The sequence below is a fragment of the Streptomyces europaeiscabiei genome (genome assembly GCF_001550375.1).
Taxonomy (GTDB): domain Bacteria; phylum Actinomycetota; class Actinomycetes; order Streptomycetales; family Streptomycetaceae; genus Streptomyces; species Streptomyces europaeiscabiei.
This window is the reverse complement of sequence record NZ_LRTR01000873.1, coordinates 1-21,942: the sequence shown is the minus strand read 5'-3', so window position 1 is coordinate 21,942 and position 21,942 is coordinate 1. Positions and strand designations below refer to the sequence as shown.

General features: G+C 63.4%; 17 protein-coding genes. 9 read left to right on the top strand and 8 right to left on the bottom strand.

Annotated elements, in window-relative coordinates:
• The 3 genes from AWZ10_RS44425 to AWZ10_RS44415 form a co-directional block, all read right to left on the bottom strand.
• The coding region (locus tag AWZ10_RS44425; protein WP_060894029.1) for a YidC/Oxa1 family membrane protein insertase at window positions 1-771 on the bottom strand (771 nt) is incomplete at its 3' end.
• Between the two features lie 159 nt (window positions 772-930).
• On the bottom strand, window positions 931-1,242 hold the full coding sequence (locus AWZ10_RS44420) for a DUF6412 domain-containing protein (protein WP_060894028.1): 312 nt from the start codon (window positions 1,240-1,242) through the stop codon (window positions 931-933).
• Window positions 1,243-1,317: 75 nt separating this feature from the next.
• Window positions 1,318-2,040 (bottom strand): class E sortase, encoded by a 723-nt coding sequence (locus tag AWZ10_RS44415; RefSeq protein ID WP_060894027.1) that lies wholly within the window; start codon window positions 2,038-2,040, stop codon window positions 1,318-1,320.
• Window positions 2,041-2,289: 249 nt separating this feature from the next.
• Between AWZ10_RS44415 and AWZ10_RS44410 the strand changes: the two genes are divergently transcribed.
• The 6 genes from AWZ10_RS44410 (at window position 2,290) to AWZ10_RS49585 (ending at window position 8,826) form a co-directional block, all read left to right on the top strand.
• Window positions 2,290-3,843, top strand: a complete 1,554-nt coding sequence (locus tag AWZ10_RS44410) for a glycoside hydrolase (RefSeq protein WP_060894026.1) — start codon at window positions 2,290-2,292, stop codon at window positions 3,841-3,843.
• 186 nt (window positions 3,844-4,029) lie between these two features.
• Window positions 4,030-5,058 carry a tetratricopeptide repeat protein gene (locus AWZ10_RS44405; RefSeq protein ID WP_060894025.1) on the top strand — a complete coding sequence of 343 codons (1,029 nt, stop codon included), beginning with the start codon at window positions 4,030-4,032 and terminating at the stop codon, window positions 5,056-5,058.
• 178 nt (window positions 5,059-5,236) lie between these two features.
• Window positions 5,237-6,256, top strand: a complete 1,020-nt coding sequence (locus AWZ10_RS49590) for a NaeI family type II restriction endonuclease (RefSeq protein ID WP_244172773.1) — start codon at window positions 5,237-5,239, stop codon at window positions 6,254-6,256.
• A gap of 68 nt (window positions 6,257-6,324) precedes the next feature.
• Entirely contained in the window at window positions 6,325-7,725 is a 1,401-nt protein-coding gene (locus AWZ10_RS52065; protein WP_159058590.1) for a PIN-like domain-containing protein, read from the top strand.
• Between the two features lie 50 nt (window positions 7,726-7,775).
• On the top strand, window positions 7,776-8,378 hold the full coding sequence (locus AWZ10_RS52060; protein ID WP_159058589.1) for a hypothetical protein: 603 nt from the start codon (window positions 7,776-7,778) through the stop codon (window positions 8,376-8,378).
• Complete coding sequence (locus AWZ10_RS49585) at window positions 8,371-8,826, top strand: very short patch repair endonuclease (protein ID WP_079104701.1); 456 nt, start codon at window positions 8,371-8,373, stop codon at window positions 8,824-8,826. The genes AWZ10_RS52060 and AWZ10_RS49585 overlap by 8 nt, the downstream gene beginning before the upstream one ends.
• Here AWZ10_RS49585 and AWZ10_RS44380 read toward each other — a convergent pair.
• Window positions 8,761-9,975, bottom strand: a complete 1,215-nt coding sequence (locus AWZ10_RS44380) for a DNA cytosine methyltransferase (protein ID WP_060894020.1) — start codon at window positions 9,973-9,975, stop codon at window positions 8,761-8,763. The genes AWZ10_RS49585 and AWZ10_RS44380 overlap by 66 nt on opposite strands.
• 161 nt (window positions 9,976-10,136) lie before the next feature.
• Here AWZ10_RS44380 and AWZ10_RS44375 point away from each other — a divergent pair, with 161 nt between their 5' ends.
• Window positions 10,137-10,883: an HNH endonuclease gene (locus tag AWZ10_RS44375; RefSeq protein WP_060894019.1), complete on the top strand. Its 747-nt coding sequence runs from the start codon at window positions 10,137-10,139 to the stop codon at window positions 10,881-10,883.
• A 25-nt stretch (window positions 10,884-10,908) separates the two neighbouring features.
• Here the strand turns inward: AWZ10_RS44375 and AWZ10_RS44370 are convergent, their stop codons facing one another.
• Window positions 10,909-11,544, bottom strand: coding sequence for an ATP-binding protein (locus AWZ10_RS44370; protein WP_060894018.1), 636 nt, complete (start codon window positions 11,542-11,544; stop codon window positions 10,909-10,911).
• A 217-nt stretch (window positions 11,545-11,761) separates the two neighbouring features.
• On the opposite strand from AWZ10_RS44370, the gene AWZ10_RS44365 reads away from it, so the two are divergent.
• Together AWZ10_RS44365 and AWZ10_RS49580 are read left to right on the top strand one after the other, a co-directional pair.
• Entirely contained in the window at window positions 11,762-12,628 is an 867-nt protein-coding gene (locus tag AWZ10_RS44365) for a helix-turn-helix domain-containing protein (RefSeq protein ID WP_060894017.1), read from the top strand.
• The gene (locus AWZ10_RS49580) at window positions 12,609-12,818 is read left to right on the top strand and encodes a DUF397 domain-containing protein (RefSeq protein ID WP_079104700.1); all 210 of its coding nucleotides are present in this window, start codon (window positions 12,609-12,611) and stop codon (window positions 12,816-12,818) included. Before AWZ10_RS44365 ends, AWZ10_RS49580 begins: the two co-directional genes overlap by 20 nt.
• Window positions 12,819-12,880: 62 nt before the next feature.
• Here the strand turns inward: AWZ10_RS49580 and AWZ10_RS44360 are convergent, their stop codons facing one another.
• Genes AWZ10_RS44360 through AWZ10_RS52050 form a run of 3 tightly spaced genes read right to left on the bottom strand, consistent with a single transcriptional unit; the run spans window position 12,881 to window position 21,539 of the window.
• A complete protein-coding gene (locus tag AWZ10_RS44360; RefSeq protein WP_060894016.1) occupies window positions 12,881-18,424 on the bottom strand; it encodes a DEAD/DEAH box helicase in 5,544 nt (1,847 codons plus the stop codon).
• A gap of 14 nt (window positions 18,425-18,438) precedes the next feature.
• A complete protein-coding gene (locus AWZ10_RS52055) occupies window positions 18,439-19,404 on the bottom strand; it encodes a hypothetical protein (RefSeq protein ID WP_159058588.1) in 966 nt (321 codons plus the stop codon).
• Window positions 19,401-21,539: a hypothetical protein gene (locus tag AWZ10_RS52050; protein ID WP_159058587.1), complete on the bottom strand. Its 2,139-nt coding sequence runs from the start codon at window positions 21,537-21,539 to the stop codon at window positions 19,401-19,403. Before AWZ10_RS52050 ends, AWZ10_RS52055 begins: the two co-directional genes overlap by 4 nt.
• Window positions 21,540-21,942: the final 403 nt, after the last annotated feature.

The window sequence follows — 21,942 nt, the reverse complement described above, 5'->3', positions numbered from 1 at the left end:
GACGGCCGCCGCCGGCGCGCCCGCGGCGGCCCCGGCCGCGGGCAGCGGGTAGAGGAACGCCCGCTCCACCGCACTCCACGTCGTACTGGTGACCACGTACAACGCGGCCGCCAGCGGCACCACCGCCACGCTGACCAGCGTGAAGAAGGACATGAACGGCATGAACTTGCTGACGGCCCCCATGCTCGCCGCCATCCCGGGCACCTGCTCGTCCGACACGGTCGGCATCCCGGCCGTACCCGCCGCCATCATCCGCTTCGTACGCCGGAAGTTGAACGCCGCGACCCCCGTGACGATCACGAACAGCCCCACATAGACGAGCCCCTGCGGCCCGAACACACCGCCGTCCCCCAGCGCGTCGTGCCAGCGGTCGCCGAGCGGGGCCGCGAAGAGCTTGTGGGTGAGGAGAGCGTTGGCCTCGCCGCCGATGGTCCGGTTGGAGAACAGGTGGTAGAGGAGGAAGAAGGCCGGCAGCTGGCAGAGGCTGGGCAGGCAGCCGGACAGCGGCGACACCTTCTCCTTCGTGTGCAGCTCCAGCATGGCCTTCTGCAGCTTCTCCGGGTTCTTCGCGTGCTTCTTCCGCAGCTCCGCGATCTGCGGCTGCAACGCGACCCGCGCCCGCTGCCCCCGCGCCGCCGCCCGGGACAGGGGGTGCACAAGCAGTCGTACGAGTGCCGTGAACAGGACGATCGCGACGGCCGTCGCGGAGGCGTGGAACAGTGGCTGGAGCAGGTCGGCGAGATGCGCGACAAGGTCGGCGAAAACGGACATGAGTGGGAGCCCTCCAGGGGTCTCGTCGTGCCAGGAAGTCGTCATCCGGAGACAAGACGCCGTTCGATGACGTCGTTCGGTGATGTCGTCCGGTGACCGGGGCATGGCGCGACGGCCCGCGAGAAGGGGCACGTGCAGTCAGGTGGCTGGGAGCGTGCCCTACGCGGTGGCCGTCAGGAGGGCACGTCCGGGCGCCCGGGGCCGCGTACGGCCGCGTGCGTCGGGATCGCGTTGGGACAGGAACGCCGTACGGCGCTCACGGTCCCGTATGGCTGTCCGTACGCGCGTACGGGGTACGACGGGCGCGCAGCGCGAGGCGATCACCGCGCAGGCGGCGAACGCGGAGCCGGCGGCGGCGGTCGCGGCGAAGGCGACGGCCGCGCAGAGCGTGCCGCTGTCGAGGACGGCGACCTCGAAGAGGAGCAGCAGAAGGATCGCGGCGGGACGTGCACCGACCCAGTCACGGATCACGGCTCTCCCCCTCTCCATTCGGTCGCGGCTCACCCGGACTCATGGGCTCACTCGGGCGTACTCGCACACATGCTCTCATCTCAGCCGCACCGAGCGCAGCTTCCCCCAGACTACGAGGCGGTACGTGGAGGTGTACTCGGGAGTGCAGGTGGTGAGCGTGAGGTAGTGGCCGCGCTCGCCGTACCCGTACGACGGCCGCACGTCGCTGCGCGGGACGGACCGCAGGACCCCGCCGTCGCCGGGCGCGGTCTGCGGGAGCGTCCGGTCGACGACGTACGTGTGGACGGCGTCCCGGGTCTCGACGCGGACCTCGTCGCCGGGTTCGAGCCGGTCGAGGTGGCGCAAGGGCTCGCCGTGGGTGTTGCGGTGCCCGGCGAGCGCGAAGTTCCCGGGCCGGCCGGGCTGCGCGGTCCCCGGGTAGTGCCCGACGTACCCCTTGTCGAGGACGTCCGCCCGGCCGACCCCCTCGGCGACGGGCACGCGGAGGCTGAGGCGGGGGACGACGAGGACGGCATAGGCCTCGGCGGGGCGGGGCGACGCGGACGGACTGGCGAGCGGGGCCGGGGCGGCGAGCGGTACCGGCCCCGGCCCCTCGTCGCTCTCTCCCGTGGCCGACCGCTCCCTCCCCCGATCCCTCCCCCAATCCCTCTCCAGCGCGGCCACCTCCCGGGCCGCCCCCTCCTGGGCCTGCCTGTTGGTCCACCACAGCTGATGGGCGACGAAGAGCAGGAGGACGAGTCCGAGGGTGACGGCGCCCTCGGCGGCGATCCAGAGCGCGCGGGGGTGGGCGACTTTCATCTCCCCTTCTCACAACCCTTGAAAGAAATAGGAGAAAGCGCTGTCACACCTCTCGACAACCTCACCTTTCACCCCTGACTCTTCCGATGTCGCTACTAGCAGTTGTCCCCACTGAGCAGTTGTTCGCACTGAGTAGTTGTCTGCACTGAAGTAACTGAAGTAGTTGTCTGCACTGAGCAGTTCGGAAGGTGGCCGGCCCCCCAACCCCACCTTTCCCTCCCCTCGGCACCCGCATCCCCCGGAGCTGACATGACTGCATCCCCCGACCCCAAGGACGACCAGGCGAGACCGGCCACACAGACCCCGGCGGCCGAAGGCCCCCCGACGGCCTTCGGCCGCAGAGCCCTCCTGGCCGCGGCAGGCGGCGCGGTGGTGGGCACCGCCCTCGGCACAGGCACGGCACACGCGGACGCGACCATCGCGATCAACCCGGCCACGAAGTACGGCACCTGGGAGGGCTGGGGCACCTCGCTCGCCTGGTGGGCCAACGTCTTCGGCGCCCGGGACGACTTCGCCGACCTGTGGTTCACCACCAAGACGACGACGTACAACGGCACGGCCCTGCCCGGCCTGGGCATGAACATCGCCCGCTACAACCTCGGCGCGTGCAGCTCGAACTCGATCGCCGGCGAGTCGATGGTCAAGTCCGCCAACATCCCCGCCTTCAAGCAGATCGAGGGCTTCTGGCAGGACTACACCAACGAGAACCCGACCTCCTCGGCCTGGAAATGGACGGCGGACACCAACCAGCGCGCGGCCCTGACGAAGGCGGTGGCGCGCGGAGCGACGACCGAACTCTTCGCCAACTCCCCCATGTGGTGGATGTGCTCGAACCACAACCCCTCGGGCGCCTCCGGCGGCGGCAACAACCTCCAGACCTGGAACTACCGCCAGCACGCCTCCCACCTGGCGGCGACGGCCCTGTACGCGAAGAACAACTGGGGCGTGAACTTCGCGACGGTCGACCCCTTCAACGAGCCGGCGGCCTCCTGGTGGACGGCGACCGGCACCCAGGAGGGCTGCCACATGGACCCGGCGGTCCAGGCCGCCGTACTCCCGTACATGCGCAGCGAGTTGGACGCCCGCGGCCTGACGTCGGTCCGCATCTCGGCCTCCGACGAGACGAACTACGACACGGCCCGCTCGACATGGAACTCCTTCGGCGCTTCCACGAAGGCCCTGGTCAGCCAGGTGAACGTACACGGCTACCAGGGCGCGAACGGCCGCCGCGACCTCCTCTACACGGACGTGGTCACCACCGCCGGCAAGAAACTCTGGAACTCGGAGACGGGCGACAGCGACGGCACGGGCTGGACCCTCGCCCGCAACCTCTGTTACGACTTCCGCTGGCTGCACCCCACGGCCTGGGTCTACTGGCAGGTGATGGACCCGACGGCGGGCTGGGCGATGATCGCGTACGACGCGAACACACTCCAGCCGACGACAGTCCAGACCAAGTACTACGTCATGGCACAGTTCAGCCGCCACATCCGCCCGGGAATGACCATCCTGGACGCGGGCTCCAGCTACACCGCGGCGGCGTACGACGCGGCGGCGAAGCGCCTGGTGATCGTGGCGATCAACACCGCGTCGTCTGCCCAGACCTTCACCTTCAACCTCTCGGGCTTCACGACGGTGACCGGCGGCACGAACGGCCTGGTCCCCCGCTGGAACACCCACACCTCGGGCGGCAGCGACCGCTACCGCGCGTACTCGGACACCCACCTGAGCGGCAAGTCGGTGGCGGTGCCGTTCGCGGCGGGGGCGGTGCAGACGCTGCAGATCGACGGGGTGACGATCTAAGGAGCCGACCGGAGTCGAACGCGGGCGCGCGGGCCGGGGTCACCCCCGGCCCGCGCCCCAGCTCGGGGCGGCCCGGCGCGGAGGGCGCTCTTGCTTCCCGCGCCGCCTGGCCTGCTCCACGCACCCCTGTCTCTACCTCAACCCGTCCCTCACCTCCGCCCCCCATCGGGCAGTACCGTGTCGTCCATGCGCCCCGACACGCCTGCCGAGAACGTCGACCACAACGCCGAAGCGGCACGCCTGGAGCGGACCGCCGACCTCTACCCGGAGGACGCCGAGCACCTGCTCCTGCAGGCCGCCGCCCACCGGGAACTCTCCGGCGACCGCCCCACCGCGACAGCCCTCTACGACCGCCTACTGTCGTCGTCCGTCCCTCTCGACAACCCCCACCTCGTACGAGCGCTGAAAGCCTCCAACCTCTGGGAGTACGGCCACGAGGCGGAGGCCCGCGCGATCATCGCCGGAGTCCGCGCAGCCGCCCCCCGGGACCCGGCCCCCTGGGTGATCGTCGCCGAGGCCCTGGAATCCCATGACGAGCTGGAAGCGGCCCAGGACACCTTCACGGCAGCCGCGACCCTCCTCCTGACAGACGTCCCGGAGCCCCCCTACGCCACCCGCGCCCTGCTCTTCGGCCGCCACCGGGTGCGCCGCATGCTCGGCTCGCCCCACGACGAGTGGGACGCCCTGGCGGACACCCTCCACTCGTCCTCGGTCTCCCTGGACGAGCTGCACGACCCCAAGCGCGTCTGGTCCCTTGGCTCGGACAACCCGGCGGAGTTGCAGGCCGAAATCTCCCGTCTCCGGGCAGAGTTGGGCGCGTACCGCGAGGCCCTGTCCCGCCCCTTCCCGGTAGCGGTCCTGCACTGGCCGGCGAACGAACTGAGCGAACTGGTCACGGCGTACCCGGGCCTGACCACCGAATACCCGTCCCACGAGGAGCACTTGGCGACCATAGAGTCCTCCCTACGAGAGCTCTCCTCCTCAGGCACCCCGAACCTGGGCATCGTGACGGGCACGGTCCCGTCGTACGAGGCCTTCGCAGCATCGGAGGGCTCGTCGCCGGCCGACGCGACGCTGCTACCGCAGTACGCGACGACGCTGGCGGCGCGGGGGTTGGCGGTGGAGTGGCCGCCGCAGAGGGGCGCGGCTTGTTGGTGTGGGGTGGTGCAGGTTTATGGGGAGTGCCACGGAGCGGACGGATGGCCGCCACGGTGAACAACCCACCGGGCTCCTTATCCAGAATTCCGACATGCCAGCTGCACGCTCACTGAATTTAATGTGCACTCATGCCGCGCTCACGAAGTTGTCGTTACGGCAAGCTCAGAACTAGTCGAGGTCTCACTTGCTTCCCATAGATGTAATTGCAGCGAATAGCATCGCCCTCGACGAAGCCGTGCGTCGCGACGCCGAACTCATAACCGTCCGCGATCGCCTGTTGCAGCTTGATCCAGATGGCCGACGGTTCGCCGCTGTCCTCCGCAACACGATCGATCAACTCCTCAACGGTGAAGCAACCGGTCGCTACGACTGGAACACGCTCTTCAAGACAGAGAAGACCCACGCGGGGACCCTTGTGGAGATCAATCTCCAACGAGAGTTCACGTTCGAGGATGGGGACGCCACGGACTACCGGATCGCCGGTATCGAAGTGGACTGCAAATACTCACAACGGTTTGGCATGTGGATGATCCCACCAGAGGCTCTCGGTCACCTCTGCCTGCTCGTGTGGGCTGACGACCACTTGAGTCAATGGAGCGCCGGCCTGCTGCGCATAGAGCGTGAATGGCTCAATGGCGGGACCAATAGAGACATGAAGTTCACGGTCAAATCCAGGCACCGCGACAAGATTTGCTGGCTCTGGAAAGATGCAGAACTCCCAGAGAATGTCCTGCTCCACCTCAATGAGGAAATTCGGGCACGCATCCTGATCCCAGGCAAGAACAAGGGGCAGGCCCGCGTCCGCGAACTTTTCCGCTCCGTACACGGCAAACGAATCGGCCGTGGTGTTGTGCGTACTGCCGCTCAGCAACTTGACTACATGGCTCGGGTGCGCGAGGGAGACAAGGGGCGGGCACGTCCAGCTCTGCGCCCGGAGGGAATAATCATCCTCGGCGACTACCAGTCCCACCAAGCAGTGGCCCGAGCCCTAGGGGGCCCGGTGCCAAGCGAAGGTGAGTTCGTAGCCCATCGAGTAGCACGTGCCCGGCCTGAACACCACGACCGCCCTCAAGCCTCTATCGACGGGGGCTACTGGGTCATCGCAAGGCCTGGCGAAGCTGCGGATCCGGCACCTCGGCTCCCAGAGGCCCAGGAGAGCCGGGTCCGGCAGCCAGCACCTGAGCACTCAGCTTCCGCGCAAGGCGAACCGCGTCACAGGGAGCTGCAGATCCCTCAAGAGATGGGACCTATTTAGTGGCGGCGCCACACCAAACGCGGGATCATCAGATTCGTACCTCCATTAGCAGAAAGAGGAGATGAACAGTGGTCGGCCCGGAGAACGACTACCCGTTGATCAGGCAGTACCGGGATTGGATTCAGAGCGGTCCGTCCGAGGACAGCCCCGACCGGCGGCAGTTCTTCACCCATGGGACTGTTGTACTCGATACGAACGTACTGCTCAGCCTCTACGAGTACACTCCTGCCGCCCGCACGCAGGTCCTAGAAGCCCTCCAAAGCGTGCAACAGAGACTGTGGCTCCCGCATCAGGTTGGGCTTGAGTTCGTCCAAAATCGCCATCGCATCATCATCGGCAGAAAGAAAGCCCTGGAAGCCGCGTCTAAAAATCTTCAAAGCAAGATCGGAGAGGCGCGAACAGCCATTTTGGATGCCCGAAAGCTCGTCCAGGATTTGCTTCTCAAGTATGCGCAAGACACCAAAGCTAAAGAAGCTCTTGAATCTGATATATCAGATCAGGCCGTTAGGGCACTGCTCAGCGAGTGGACCAAGGCACTCGGCGATCACATTCAGCGGCTCAAAGAGTACGATCTCGCCATTTCGTCAGTAGAAAAGGGCGACCCCGTACTGTCTCAGGTAGCCGCACTATTCGGCGATAAGATCGCGGAGCCTCCAGATCCGACCGAAATTCGGCGGCGCGTGGATGAAGCAGCGACATATAGATTCCCTAACCAAATCCCGCCTGGATTTGCGGACGCAGGAAAGGGTACCCCCCTGTCTTCATCGGGGGACTTCCTGCTCTGGGAGGAGACGATCGAGCACATGGCAGCTTCGACAGAGCGCTCGCAGCTGCTGTTCGTCTCCAATGACACGAAGGACGACTGGTACCAGCCAGCGGGTAACGGAAGAGGTTCGCGCCCCTGGCCTTCCCTGGCAAGTGAGTTGAGGGCGCGCACCGGCGCTGAGCTACGAATCGAGACACCAGGCGAGTTCTATCGAGGCGTGAACCGCTTCCTGGACGCGGAGATCGCCGAAGCAACCTACGCCGAGATCGATCGCGCGGCTGAGAACCTCATCGAGGTCGTGATCACAGAGCAGGAAGCCGTCCATGCTCAGCCGCGACCGGATCTCATTGCAGCTTCATTCGAAGCAGCTGGACTGGATGAGTCCTTGCTAGACAGCATCAGCGACGCCGCTTCCCGACTGCTGTTCACTTGGTGGCTGATCGGCATCACGGCACAACTCGAGCGGCGTCGGCGCTTCGAAGAGGAACCAGACGTGTCGGTCCTGCCTGCGACTCGCTCGGAGACACAGCCAGACCCCGGATGGCTGCCCGGCCGCCGTCTCCATCTAGGCGAATGGCCCTACCGGAGTTCGTCGTGGATCGCACCTTGGTTCGTCCAGGCCGTGAACTGCGCATCGCGCCATGACAGGCAGATTATGCAGCAACTCGCCGCCCGGCAACTGGACGTCGAGAGGGCGGAATAAGGAAAGGCGGAGTCAAACACACCCCGCATCGGAAGGATGAAGCTAATCTCATGGTCAACCATCAGTCTCCGCAGGACCAGTGGCAGCAGCTTAAGCCAGATGCTAAGCACGCCCTGAGTAATCTCCTCTCAGAGATCTCATCCCATAGCGACCCTCAGTCGCTGTTCGAGGCATACACGTACGCCAAGGACATCGCTGCCCGCGCTATGCAGGCCCGCATGTTGATGCATTTGCCGTCTGAGAACCTCCAGTTCAGAACGTTGCACTCGAAGGTCGAGCAGCAAATACACTCCCGCTACAAAGAGACAGTCCCGGAACGACTCCTAAGCGCTCCCTACGGCGGCAGGACTCACGAACGCCTCTTCTCTCTGCTTCACGAAACCCTATCCCGGCCAGTACCAGCGGCGATGCTACGTATCGTGACCGGCGACGACGTACACACCGAGCGCAGGACACGGGAGCTACGTGAGCTTGGATTCGACGTCGACTGGCACGAAGTGGAAGGAATCAACGTCTATGAACTCCGGTCACTCGACCTGGATTTCGACATGATTCCAGCTATAGTGCGAAATAAAGTGCGGCAAACAAAATCGCTCAGCAAAGACGAGAAGCTACGTGTGCTCAAGAATGCAGGAATTCCCGAGGATGGATAGCGACAACAACTGGGAGCCACCGGAAGGGTCTTGGGCCTCATCGGCCGCCCGACGCCGGAACATGCAGGCGATTCGGAGCCGGGACACAAAGCCGGAGCTGCTAGTGCGGCGGCTTCTGCACGCGCAGGGGCTGCGATATCGGGTAGCAGCCAAGCCCCTACCCGGGCTTCGCCGGACGGCAGACATCATCTTCCGTCCGGCGAAGCTGGCCGTGTTCATCGACGGCTGCTACTGGCATGGCTGCCCAGAGCACTACGCCCCGCCGAAGACCAACCCTGGCTACTGGTCAGACAAGGTCACGCGAAACGTGACCCGCGACCGGGACACCGATGAGCGTCTCCGTGAAGCCGGGTGGACCGTGCTTCGGTTCTGGGAACACGAATCACCCGACGACTGCGTCCTCAAGATCGCCGCTACGGTCAGCCGGCTCCGGGATGGCCACGGCTGAGAGATCAGCCACGCTGAATAGCTCTCCGCTGTCGCGCCCCTCGCTGGCCTCAGCCCGCTTCTGCCGCACCTGGGCCACCACGCCGGCCTTCTGCGCAGCCTCAAGTGCTTTCCTGATCTGCTCCCCCACCGCCTGCGCGACTGGCGGCGGGAACGCATTTCCTACTTGCCGGTATGCAGCGGTCTTCTTACCAGTGAACTTCCAGTCCTCAGGAAATCCCTGGATGATCGCCGCTTGAGTCACCGTGAGTTTAGGTCCGGCTTTAGCGAAGAGATCACGATCTTTGCTCTTCAAGCGGTGCATTTCCTTCGGCGTGTTCGCGACGCCCAGTCCGCATACCCCCAACACTTCCCACGCCTTCTTCGCACGGGTCGGGCCGAGGTCAGCGCCCCCGTGTTTCTTAGAACCGCCGACGAGTGTGGGCGCAACGCCCTTCGATGCCTTGCCGAACCACTCCTTGAACCTGTCGTCGGCCTGCGGATCGTTGGCGTCGTTGAAACGATCACGCATGGAGTCCTCCAGTGCCTCCGCCACTGTCACCAGAGGCAGTGCCTCCGGCTTCTTCTTGGAGAAGAACGGGACATATTCCCTCTTCAACGCCACCAAGATCGCGCGCGGGCGGAGCTGCGGGACCCCGTAGTCCTTGGCCTCCAGGACTTTCCAGTAGCACTTCTCATAGCCCATGTCCGCGAGTTCTCCCAGGATCCAGTTACGGTACTCCCGGAACTTCGCGTCGGGCTCAAGCAAACCCCGCACATTCTCGATCATCACGGCCTTGGGCTCAAACTCGTCCACAAGCCTGAGCATGTCCGGGAACAGGTCCCTGTCGTCATCCCGCCCCAGCTGCTTACCCGCGACCGAGAACGGCGGGCATGGGACTCCGCCGGCAAGAAGATCCAGGTCGCCCGCTTCCAGCCCCAGTTCTAGCCTCAACTCCAGCGGTTCGAGTTTTGTCAGGTCAGCCTGCTTGACCCTGCACCCGTCCCACTCTTCGTTGCCCACTACATTCGCCTCAAGCGTGGCGATCGCGTTCGAATCAATCTCGATCAGCGCAAGATGCCTGAAGAGCGCCCTGTGGAGGCCTAGCGCCTGACCACCCGCCCCAGCGCAGATCTCAACAGAGGTGAGCTTCCTCTCGGTGCTGGTCATGCACCCTCCTTCCAGACATGCCCGACCGGCGCCGATTGCCACCAGTCATTACAGAGGGTGACAGACCCCACTGACAACGCGACCGCCTCCAAGTGTGCGTCACACATCATTGCGCTCCGACCGACCCGCACGTGACAGCGAACACTCATACGATATTGCCCATGCCGACAAGCCCTGCATGGACCCGTGACGAGTTGCTGCTGGCCTGCGCTCTCGTCGTCGAGAACGGATGGAAGAGTCTCAACCACGGAGATCCCCGTATAGCAGAGCTCTCCGACCTGCTCCGGTCGTTGCCCATTCACGACGGCGCAGCCCAGGCCAACCCCAAGTTCCGGTCCACAGGCAGCGTCCGCTTCAAATCCTCGAACCTGGCGACACTGCACAGCGAGTACACGGGCGTCTCCACCAAGGGAGGGCATCTGGACCAGGAGACTGTCACCGCGTTCAGGGACCGTCCCGCAGAGATGCTTGAGGCTGCTGCAGCGCTGCGCGAAGGGATCAGCAGCGGGGAACTGCACAAGCTTCCCGAAGATCCCGACGAAGTCGACGACCAAGGGAACTACGCCATCGAAGGCCGGCTCCTCGCCCGCTGGGCGCTCTATCGGGAGCGCGACCGCGGCCTCCGGGACCTCAAGATCGCGCAGGCCGAGAAGCACGGCCAGCCTCTGCAATGCGAAGTCTGCGCCTTCGACTTCGGCCGCTTCTACGGGTCCCTCGGCAAGGGCTACATCGAGGTTCACCACGTACTGCCTCTCCACATATCTGGCCCCCGCGAGACCACGTTGGACGATCTGGCATTCCTGTGCGCCAACTGCCACCGGATGTGCCACAAGAGCCGCTCCGGAGAATCCTGGCGCACACCTGCCACCCTGCGGGCCGAGATGACACAGCCCGAGTGGACCCCTTGAGCGAACGATGCTCCAGGCTGGGAGATCACGCGACAGTGTCAACTTCGGCCTCGTAGTGCCTCTGCGCACGGTCAAGGACCTCGTCGGGATCGCAGCCCTGGGCCGCCAGCCAATGAAGCAGATCTCCGATCAGCTTGGTCGCTGCTTCCCCCTGAGCCTGCGGACAGCTGAGCAGCGGAAGGGCCGATTCTCCAGCCAGCTCCCGGTACTCGCCAACGACCCTATTGGCCCGCTGAATGCTGGCGCATGCGCTGTCCGCCGTGAGCACCAGCTCGCACCAGACTGCCTTCCCGGAACCTGTCACAACGGTGCCCCAGTCACGCGCCATCTCGGCCAGCAGATGGAGCCCTCGCCCGCACTCTGATGCGCACCCCGCCTCAGTGGGGGCTGGCACCTTGTAGCTCGTGTCGTGAACCTCCACGCGGACACCGACGGTGCACAGTTCAATGACAAGCGTCGCGGCACTTCCCGCACCGACGTGCTTGAAGACATTCGTCGCGAGTTCGGTCACAACGAGCTCGGCCTCATCAGCAAGGCCAGACAGGCCCCAAGACCGCAGCTCCGCCCTCACGTTCCGCCGGAGGCCTCCGAGAACTTCAGGGGACGCTCTGAACGGAAGCATGTATCGGTGCGGAGTCTGATTGGTGTCACGACTGGTCATGTCGCTGCTCCCTCACTTGCCACTCCAGTGCTGCGCCTGCCGTATCCGTACGACTGCACTACGTAGCGCTTCGATGCGAGTATGGCAGCGAGAAGTCCCGCTGTGTAACTTCTCACGTGCATCGATCGAGTGAATCTGGTAGTGCGTCAACTCGCGTACGACCTAGCCTCATTGGGACCTCCGGGCAGCATTCCGGAGCGACTGAAAGGGAATCCGCATGTCAGCGAGGGCGACAACCCGCCGACGCCATCTCGGTGCGACGATGCGCAAGCTACGTGCCCGCAAGGGGATGACCTTGGAGGAAGCCGGTCATCTCGTCGGGGTGTCCAAGGCCACGGTCAGCCGGTACGAGACCACCGAGGGGCCCGTCAAGTGGCTAGTCATTGAAGCCCTTTGCCGTGAGTACGGAGCAAGTGATGCTGAGCGCAAGGCCGTTGTTGCGCTGGCCAGAGACGCGAAGCAGCAGGGCTGGTGGGCCTCATTCGCCGACCACATCCCCGAAACCATGAACCTGATGCTCACACTCGAAGACGAGGCCGTACGCGAGGACCACTTCTCCTGCGTATACGTTCCGGGTCTGCTCCAGACCCGGAACTACACCACTGCGCTCCAACAAGCCAACGAGATGCGCCGCTCGCCCGAAGAGATTCAACGTCTCGTGGATATCCGCATGCGGCGCCAGGAGATCCTCAGTCGCCCCAAGGCCCCACATCTGTGGGCCATCCTTGACGAATCCGTCATCCGCCGTGTGATGGGCTCCCCCGAGATCATGCGCGAGCAGCTCAGTCATCTGCTAGCCGCCAGCGAGTCGGGGAACATCACGCTTCAGGTTCTGCCCTTCTCTCGGGGCGCGCACTGCGCAGCGCTCGGCAGCTTCGTCATCCTCGGTGGCGCCGAACCCTCCCTGGACGTGGTGTACGTCGACCTTCATGTCGGCTCCGTCTTCATGGAGAAGGAGGCGGAACTCGATCGCTACCGGCTTGCGTTCGAATACCTGCGCGCCCAAGCGTTGGACATCGAAGCATCACGGGAGCTGATCAGCCATGCCAAGGAGGACCTGAAGGATGCTGAGAACAAACATTGAGGTTCCTGCCCCCGCCTGGTTCAAGTCGTCGTACAGCGGCGGCAACGAGACTGAGTGTGTAGAGACGGCGTTCATCGCCAACAGCACGGTCATACGCGATAGCAAGCAACCACACAGGGGCCGACTCCTGGTGCACTCCACAGCCTGGACCGGCTTTGTCAACGCCCTGCGGAGCAAGCAGCTCAGCTGAGCTGCCAAGCGAAATTGCCCTGCCGTAACCCGAGTTGCGGCAGGGCACCTGGCTTCGGTCAGCTACCGGTTCAAGAAGTTGTCCAGTTGGACAGTAACCCGGGACGGTACGCGATCCAGAACGAAGTCATCGACGAAGACGACCTCCTCCACGTCCCATCCCTGCTGAGCAATCTCGTCGCCGACCTTGGTGAGCCGCTCGCTCTCCAAATCCTTCCCCACCGTCTCAAAGGGACTCTTCACTGCGACTACGACTGTTTCATCGAAGATCACCACGGGGTGGCTGGCCAGCTCCACCACTGACCCTGCATCTGCTGTATCAGCAGCCCAGTTCTCCAGAAGAGTGCGCGCGTTCTCTCGGTCTACGTCCAGCTTCCTACCTTGCATGATCCCCAGCAGGTCGGCTGCCAGCCGCCAGTCCAGGAGCGGGTGATAGGCCATGTTCGTGTAGTCACGCAGGCACTCGTAACAGGAACCCCTGCACTCGAGCCCGTGGCTGCCCTCCCGGAACTTCACCAGCATGGCGTCCATCGCCTTCATCAGTTTGCCGAAGATTTCTGGCTCCGCCAGGTGCGTGCAGTAACCAGCACCATTGTCGAGGGTGTCGGAGAGAAAGGCGAAAACCCTGGCGCCAACGTCCTTCGTCACCGCGCCGTGAATACCGGCGGCGATCTCGGACGGCTGGATGTCGAGCAAAGACCCGGCGGACTTCCGCAGCAGCGCTGCCAGGGAGTACCAAGCTGCCTTGCGGCCCGTACGGTCATCGGGGAAGCCGTTGACATGCGGCACGGGTGCGAGATCAAGCCGGTATCCGTATTCACGGAGGACGGGCTCACGTGGGCCGAAGAGGAAGAGGTCCGTCTGCTGGATGGCGCCGAGGGCCACGCTGACTGTCTGCTCCGACTGAACCTTGAACCACGGCGCCTGGTCGATTGCGGCAACTTCAGCGAAGGCGCCCGCCCACCGGTCGCTGGGCTGTAGCGGGGCGAACTGGAACAAGTTGCCACCATTGTCATTCACAGCGTATCTGCGGCCCTTGCCCGCGTGGACAGCGATACTGTCCGGGCCAACCTCACGTTCCTTCGCTTCGGTCTCTAGGTTCGCACCGGTCCGGGGTGCGAGCGAGCGAGCCCTCCACGAGAAGTTCCCATCAAAGTCTCGCTTGAAGGGCCGGACCGGGGGCGCGAAGAAGCCCTCGGGCTCTCGCAGCTCGATGTGCCTGTACATGCCGTCGGCGACCTTGCAAGCTGGGCACGTCGGCAAGGCGTCGCTCTCCGCTGAAGCCTCCTTCGCGATCACCTCCTCCACGTGAGAACACGCACGGCAGAGGCCGATGTGCCGCGTCGGCCCCAACGGATCGGCAACAGCCTGTGCATAGGTTCCCGCGGGCCGGAAGTTCGTGACGCCCACCGCCGTGTAGACCGCCCCATCCTTCACGGTCTCCGCGCCCGGGGCGAACTGCGAGATCGCGATGGGCAATTCACGGTCGACCACGCCAGCTGGAGGCCAGGGGTAGGCCTTCTCAGGCTTGCGCGTGTAGAGGTAGCGCACGCTCGTAGGGAAGCCGAACATCGGCAGCAAGCCCTCTTCGGCCAGCCGCTGGCTGAGGTCCCCGTGACCGTGCGCGACGTCGGTGATCTCATCAATCTTGCTAATGAGACGGTTCTGGACCCAGCGGACCGCATCCTTCGCCTGTCCCGGCTCACGTGTATGAGCGGCAAGAGCCGCTGCGATTCCCTCAATCTCCCGCGCCTGTCCATTGACCCAGTCACTGATGGACTGCCGTACCCGCACCCAGTCAGCAACGGTGCCGTACTGCCCATGCACATTGCGCGTCGGATCTAGCTCGTCACCGTCGGCTGCGAAACCGCCGACCGCCGCAAACGCACGGCGGAGAACCTCGGCCGCTAGAACGCGCTGATAGATGTCGCGCATATCCGTTGAAAGGTACGGCTCGGGCGTCTCGTCATTAGTGATCCGCTCCGGCTCCTGGAAGTAGTGCTCATCGTGGCTGCGGCCCCGGCAAACGGTCAGTGCAAGTGCTACTGGCGCGCTACGGCGTCCAGCGCGGCCCACGCGCTGCTGGTAATTGAATCGAGTGGGCGGCATGTTGGCCATGAACACAACCGCTAGTGAGCCGATGTCCACTCCCGCTTCCATCGTGGTGGTCACCGAAAGGACATCAACGCTGTCTGGCCCCTCAACCTCCCTGCCCTCACCCTCAAGGAAGATTTCTTGGAAGCGTGCCTGCCGCGCCTGAGCATCCAAGCGGTCAGTCTGACCCGTCAGTTCCGCGCAGTTGAGGCGGAACTTCCCCTTCTTCTCTGCCGCCTGCCACGCGTAATAGTCGTTTTCCGCTCGCGTGACCTGGCCAGATGTGGCCGGAAGCGGCCGACCGCACTTAGGTTTGGTGCAGATACCGGCGCCACGGTGGAGATGCCTGCGCTTGCACTTCCCGCAGATCCACATGTATGGCCCAGCAGGCCGAAGGCAGACCTTCTCAGGGTTAATAACGTACTCGGGCGCGGCATCGCCCCACGCTCGCTCGACCCTGCCACGCACGTCCTCCAGATCCTGACCGGTGTGTGAGGCAACGGCCTGCCAGAAGGTCCGCAAGGGCGCGGGGGGATCAGTCGTTCCGGTTCGCAGGCCCGTGAAGCGACGCAGGTGGCCAAGCACACGCAGGCTAGACCGCACAAGCGCCATGTCAGACGTCGGATCGACGTCGATGGGTGACGCGTCCGTGGAAAGGGCCAGCCAACCTAGCCCCAGCGACTCAAAGTCCCTTCCAGCACTTCCAAAAAGTCCATCCAGCATCTCTCGGCGCAGCGACTCCCGAATGCTCTCGTGCAGTGCTTGCTGGCGCTCCTCGATCCCCACCTTTGGCTCAACCGGTTGCCTGCCCCAGTCATAGATGGACGCCCAGTTCAGGTCTGGAGCTCCCTTCTGCCGCTGTACCTGCTTCAGGCTGTCCTTGGGGCCACCAGGGTTGACGCCAAGACCAAGGAGCGCCTCCTCCATTTCTGCGGCATGTGCCCTCAAGTGCGGGAATCTTCCTAGATGGAAGGTGAGTTCCTCCTCCCGGCCCGGTTCCGGCTCATCGTCCAGTGGGCCCGGCTGCCAGATCCTCTCAAGCTCCTTAGCCAGCTTCGGGTCACGTGCGCACATCCGACCCAGCGCTGCCTTGGCGACTTCCTTGTCACTCTGATCCTCGCCGGTGAGGAACTTCCTCACTACATCTACGTCTTCGGCAGGGTTCCCCTGACCGGTTACTTGCTCAGCGAGCAGCAGCCGGAGAAGGTCCTGGTAGTGGCGGAGGCCCAGGCCGGCTGCGATCTTGGCGGCGTCCTGGCGGCTGTCCGAGAAGACGACCGCCTTCTTCTGGTCCAGCGCCGAGAGCACGCTGGTAGTGAGGACCTGATTGATCTTTTCGAAGCCGGTGCGCATAGGCCGTACCGGCGTCCTCATCCGCCGCCGGTCAGCCAAGCTCAATACTCCGGACGGGATCCTTGGCATCTCCCAGTCGTCACCACAGGCGGGACACTGGGTCGGGCCAGCAGGCAATTGCTCCAAGCTGAGGGCTTTCCTTGTCCGCGACTGGGGCACCCTCGTGTGGAACGACCAGCCCGTTGCCTCCCTCGGGTCACGGGTATTGGTCAGATGGCCCGTGCGTGGGCTGAGCCTGCTGCGCTTGAACTTGAACTCAGCGCTCCGCACTCCCCCATCCGTCGACCTCGTCCACGAGAAGTCAGTTGCGTCGATCACGGGCTCTTGCGTCCGCGGCCAGTACACGATGTAGTTCGCCGCGCTCGCCCCTAGCGACGCCCCCTCGGCCTGCGCCTCAAGGTCCGGCAGGTCATGCAGCAGGTCGGCGTCAAAGCTCTTCTCAGTGACTGCTTTGGTTGGGGCGTAGCCGCCTAGCATCACATCGCCGCAGTTCTGGCAGTAGAGGAGCTCAAGGACGCGGGACATGCAGCTGCTGCACCGGGAGGTGGGACGGGCGAAGAGCTTGCCTACCCGCCGTTCGTCGCTCTCGAACCGTTCCTCCACGCCAGAACACTCTGGATCTGAACAGGCCCAAATTCCCGGGATGTTCCGGAAGAAGAGGTGTCCGCGAAGCTTGGGAAGTGGACCCGTCACATTTTCATCTGCGGTTCGCAGGACCGTTAGGAGGGCTCGAAATGCCACCATCCTTTTTTCCTCTTCCTCATTGGGGAAGAGAATCTCAGCAGCATCCGTGTCCAGTCTCGCGATGAGACTCTGACCATCGTGGAGAGCTCTTACAAGCGCCCGGTGCGCTCCTGTTTCGGATAGTACCTGCGCAGACTCCGCAGCAGAGGGGGATTTCCCTACACTACTCAACGTTCCCGCGTAATCTGAGATATCAGCAGTGTCCGCCATCGGCAAATCGAGCTCACCACCCAGCGCCTCAAACCGATCTTGCGGAATTCCGAAAAACTCCTCTAGAAATTGGCCATCCCTCTGTGGGTCGAGAGAGGCGGATGCCGCAAGAACTCTGAACTGTTCCGGACGTTGATCAAGCCCCAGCCGACTGCGGAGGTTGCGCAGAAGGTAGGCAACCTCGGTTCCCGCTGTGCCTCGGTACATATGCAGCTCGTCGATAATCAGCGTGAACTTCGCTGCGGGATCGGATTTCAACCACTGCCGGGTCTGCTCGAAGATCGCGCTCTCTTCAGGGCGCTGAAGCATAATGTTCAACATGGAGTAGTTAGTGATCATAATGTCCGGTGGGGAATCGATCATGTCCCACCGCGACCTCATCTCAGCGCCATCTACGCGTGGAACGAAGTACTGGCCATCGCCGCCCGCAACCTCCCTGGCTCGGTTCGACCGCTTCTCAGTCTCTCTTAGCAGGGTGCGAAGCTTCGTTACCGCCTGCCGGTTATTCCGATCCCCTGTTACCGGGGTAGCCCCTGTGTACCGACCGAAGTAGAAGCGGTGCCCGTTGCGGTGCTTGTCAGCCCACTGTCGCGCCGCGTCACTGTCGAGTGCCTTGCGCAGCCGCATCATCTGGTCGTCGACCAGCGCGTTCATGGGATAAAGCACCAGCGCGCGCACCGCTGCCCGGTGCCCGGTTTCGCCACGCCGCTGCGGGACGTACGCGCCGTCCTGTCCGGACCACCACTTCCCTGGATTCGCCGGCCTTCCCCGCATCCAGTCCTCGGACTCCCGCACCAGCTCGGCCAAGACAGGAGCCATAAACGATTCAGTCTTGCCGGAGCCGGTTCCAGCAGTGATAACAACATCCTTGCCGTCCCGGACTGCCGCCACTAGAGACCGGTGCTGATGGGAGTGCATCTCCTCAATGCCTTCCATCAGCCCAGCGCTAATCAACTCTGCTAGCTCTGCAGACGCCCCTGCTTCTGCCACTGACCCCGCGATATCCACTCCGCAGGATTTGTATCGCGGGCGGATCTCAATCAGCGGCCTTCGCCAGGCTCCTCCGTCCACGTCAAGGAGTTCGCGGCGCTCTTTCATGAGCTTCTGGTCCGCCAACCCGAAGGGCGTGTCATAGTAACGAAACAGCGCTTCACGCAACTGCTCAAACGACCCGTCAATATCAAGAGAATTACTGTCTCCGGACACCCGTAAGACCTTCCTCAGTCGTTCCTGTCACCGAGCTCTTGCTTAAGTGACCTAGCAATGCGCTCGGCGACAGCACGAGGAACATTGCGATAGGTGATCGTCCTGTACTTTGCCCCGAACTCGGGAGGCAGGGCTGTGCACATGACGGCAATGCGCCGCTGGAGATCTGGAAGAGGTTTCCCCCAGTCAACAATCAGTCGGCCGAAGCGCTCCCGTCCCCTCCCTTCTTCCACAAACCAGCGAAGATTCTTCCGAGGTTCAACCCCAAGCCGATCCAGTTCCAGATAAATCCCGCGTTCCTGAGATACGGAATACCAGGATCCTTCTCGAAATATCTGGCACACCAGACGATGGTCGGCGCGCCGGAATCGATAGAGCCCGTCCCCTTCCCAGCGCTTGACCGGCACGAACACCGGCTGCTCTAGGTTCAGGTCGTACATCTCCACAGCGCTATCAGAAACCGGAGCCGCTGCCAGCGAACCGGGCGCGAGCGGGGGAAGCCAAGCGGCTGCCTGGATCGCAAAGCAGTCGCAGTGTTCAACTCCCAGCCCCGCCGCGGTCTTTGCGAGCTCCATCGAGTCTTCGTACCGCACCAACCAAGTGTCCGGCACCGGGATGTCTGCCTCAGGGAGTGAGCTGGGCACCCTAATGAGTGCGATGTCCTCCGACTCTGCCTGCATCACACGTTCTTCGAGCCGGGTCGTGCGGCTCCCGACGAGCGCGGCGAGGCCATCTGCAGACGGCAGCCTGGTGAGTACGCCGGGTGCCACGCTCCAGCGGCCAGAACGCCAGTCCACATCAAGGTGGCCCAGCGACTGGCAGTCCCTGACCCATCGGCCCGCCGCGCCATGTGAAACAGGAAGATTCTCGCTACGTGCCAGCCAGGCGGCGCCGCGCTTCAGATCAGTGATGTGTCCCGACCCCAGCTCACTTGCCCAACGCAGCAACAGCCCACCAACGGCAGTCTTCGGCCGGGTCACTTCAGCACCTGCCTCGCTGCTGCGACATACGCATCCCACAAGGACCCGGCTCCGGCTGTGGCGGCAGACAACACCGCTTCCGCCCATTCCTTATCGTGCGCCGTCGGAGCTGGATTCGACGCTTGTCCATCGCTCTCTACGCATTTCACCGTCGTCCGGCGCTGCGAGCGCTGAATCGCCCAGACGTAGCCCTCAGGCACTGCCACCTCTGCCTGGTAGCCGTATGCCTCACCCGGAAGTCGATCACTCATCCAGTCTGGAACATCAGGCAGATCCAACAGCAATAGCTGCCCCGTCGCACCGATGAGGATGAACTCCTTGACGCGTCGCGGAACCATCACAGTCCTTGGCAGCGTCAGCTTCGCGGGTACCTTCGCGCCCAGGATGGCCGATGCCTTGGGACCCACCAGCATGGCCTCGCTCTCTGCAACTCCGTGACAATGATGGCCGATGCTTCCGGCACTGGGAGCCTGCCGCTCCCACATCGCCGACGAAACGGTAAAAGTCTCCTTCCCTTGGTCTGTCGTGCTCAGTTGGTATGTCCCGTCAGACAAAGACATGAGTCGCGCCGGAAAGGGCCTGAGTACCTTCTGTAGCGGGAAATCGTGCACATGACTACCGTCGTCGCCACTCAGCGTGGCTCGCAGAATGGCCTCTCCCTGGGATACGTCACAAGGAAGCAACCAGTCCGGGACGCCGCCCTGGAGATAATGGTGACGGCCGAGATCGCTGCCGATCCGGAGACCGCCAATGAACCGGATGCCGCGACGAGTCGAGGGGACGAAGTGCGCAGTGTACGCCTCACCGCCTTTGAGTAGAACTGCCGGGGTGACCGCGACCTTCAAATCGACGTTCTTGATCAGCGTCCAGCCTTCAAGAGGAGCCTTGCGCTCTACGACCCTAGATTTATCAGCAATCTCGCTAAGCGCGGAGCGAACTCCACAGAGTTCACTATTCGGCACGAGAAGAATATGCGGCTCTCCAGGATTGAAGGCACCAACGCTAACGAAATCGCTGCTGTATTCGTCTTCAGCAAAGAAGATAATTGACTGAGGAAGCCATTCCAGATGGATATCGCCTCCCTCCAGCACAAGCCCGTATTTCAACTGATGCGCCGTAACATCGAGTTCTTCCAATCCCCGATAGAGACCCCCGTAAGGATCCACGAGCTCGTAGCGCACACCCAACGCCTCGTGGTGAACCATCGTTGCCGAGGCGTTCTGCGCCGCCTCAGCAGCCCAGTGCAGCCGACGGGCCCGCCCGGAAAGGACGAGCCGCAAGGCTGATGCTCGCCGCGCCCGCGGAGCGTCCTCATACAGCGTGCCGTCCCAGTGTTCGACCAGGCGTTCCAGCAACTTAGATAGAACGGCACGCTTATCAGTAGCCTCGGCTCCAGTGTCGGTTGTACGCAACACCTTAAGCAACGGACGGGACAGGCCATGCGAATTCGCCGCAGTCCACAACCGCAGTCGCCGGATAATCTCCTGCCCTGGGTACCCTTCAGGGCTACGGGGCCTGACGCCGGTGGCGGCAAAAAAGGTGGTGAGGATACGCCGATCCTGTTCCCTCAGAAGGGCTTGGGATATCGGGTAGCCGATACGCGTCCGATGACTGTCGCCAGAGATTGTGCTGTGGCCATGCTCGCCGCCTTGCAACTCAAGCCACGCATCCAGCCCTTTCCACATTTCAGCCACAGAACTGAAATGGTCACGCAGGGTCTCTCGTTCATGCTCACCAACATTGAATACATCAGCTAGCCGCCGGTAGTAGTTGGAGGATGAGATAGCTTCGTCTGACGCCATCTTCGAGGCAGCTAGTACACTTGCCGCAAGCAAGGGCAAGCTCGGCGGGGCATTATTTCTGTCTCCATAAGCCCATTGACGGCAGCGCCACTCCAAACGGGTGAACACCGCAGCGGGCCGGGCCCAATACAACTCGGCGCTCACAGCCTCTGTCAGCCCTATCGGCAGGCCATTGCGGCGCTTCAGCGAACTCTCCACCTGAACATCTACATAGAAGACCGTCGCATGGCCGGACATATGCCGCCCAAAGAACTCTTGCTCAAGTACGCTCTGCCACTGGTCGTATGCCGACCCGCCGGACACTCTGACTCCCCTCGCCAAGGTCGCCTCCATGCGGAGGGACGCCTCCATGAACCACGGCAGGCCCTCACCGCAGGGCTCGCAGACCTGCGCGCAGGCACGTCTGCCCATCATCGGCGATATGATCCGAGCTGGGGAGTCAAGTCATCACTTTCCCCGCAGGCAAGGGCATTCACGATACGAACGGACGTCGCGGTGCATCCGCGCATGCCCCCGCTGAGCCTCCGAAGACGCAAGACCGACCCAAGAAGCTCAGCCGCGCGGGGAACGTCCGGCGCCACCACCTGTTGCAGTCAAGACTGCGCTGAGTGCGTTCCACGCAAGCCGTGCACTGGACACAGGCTGGGCTCGCTAACCTCGGGCTTTCACGAACTGGGCGGTCCGCGACTTGATCACAGCTGGGAGAAGTACTCCTGACCAGCGGCATCGGAACTTG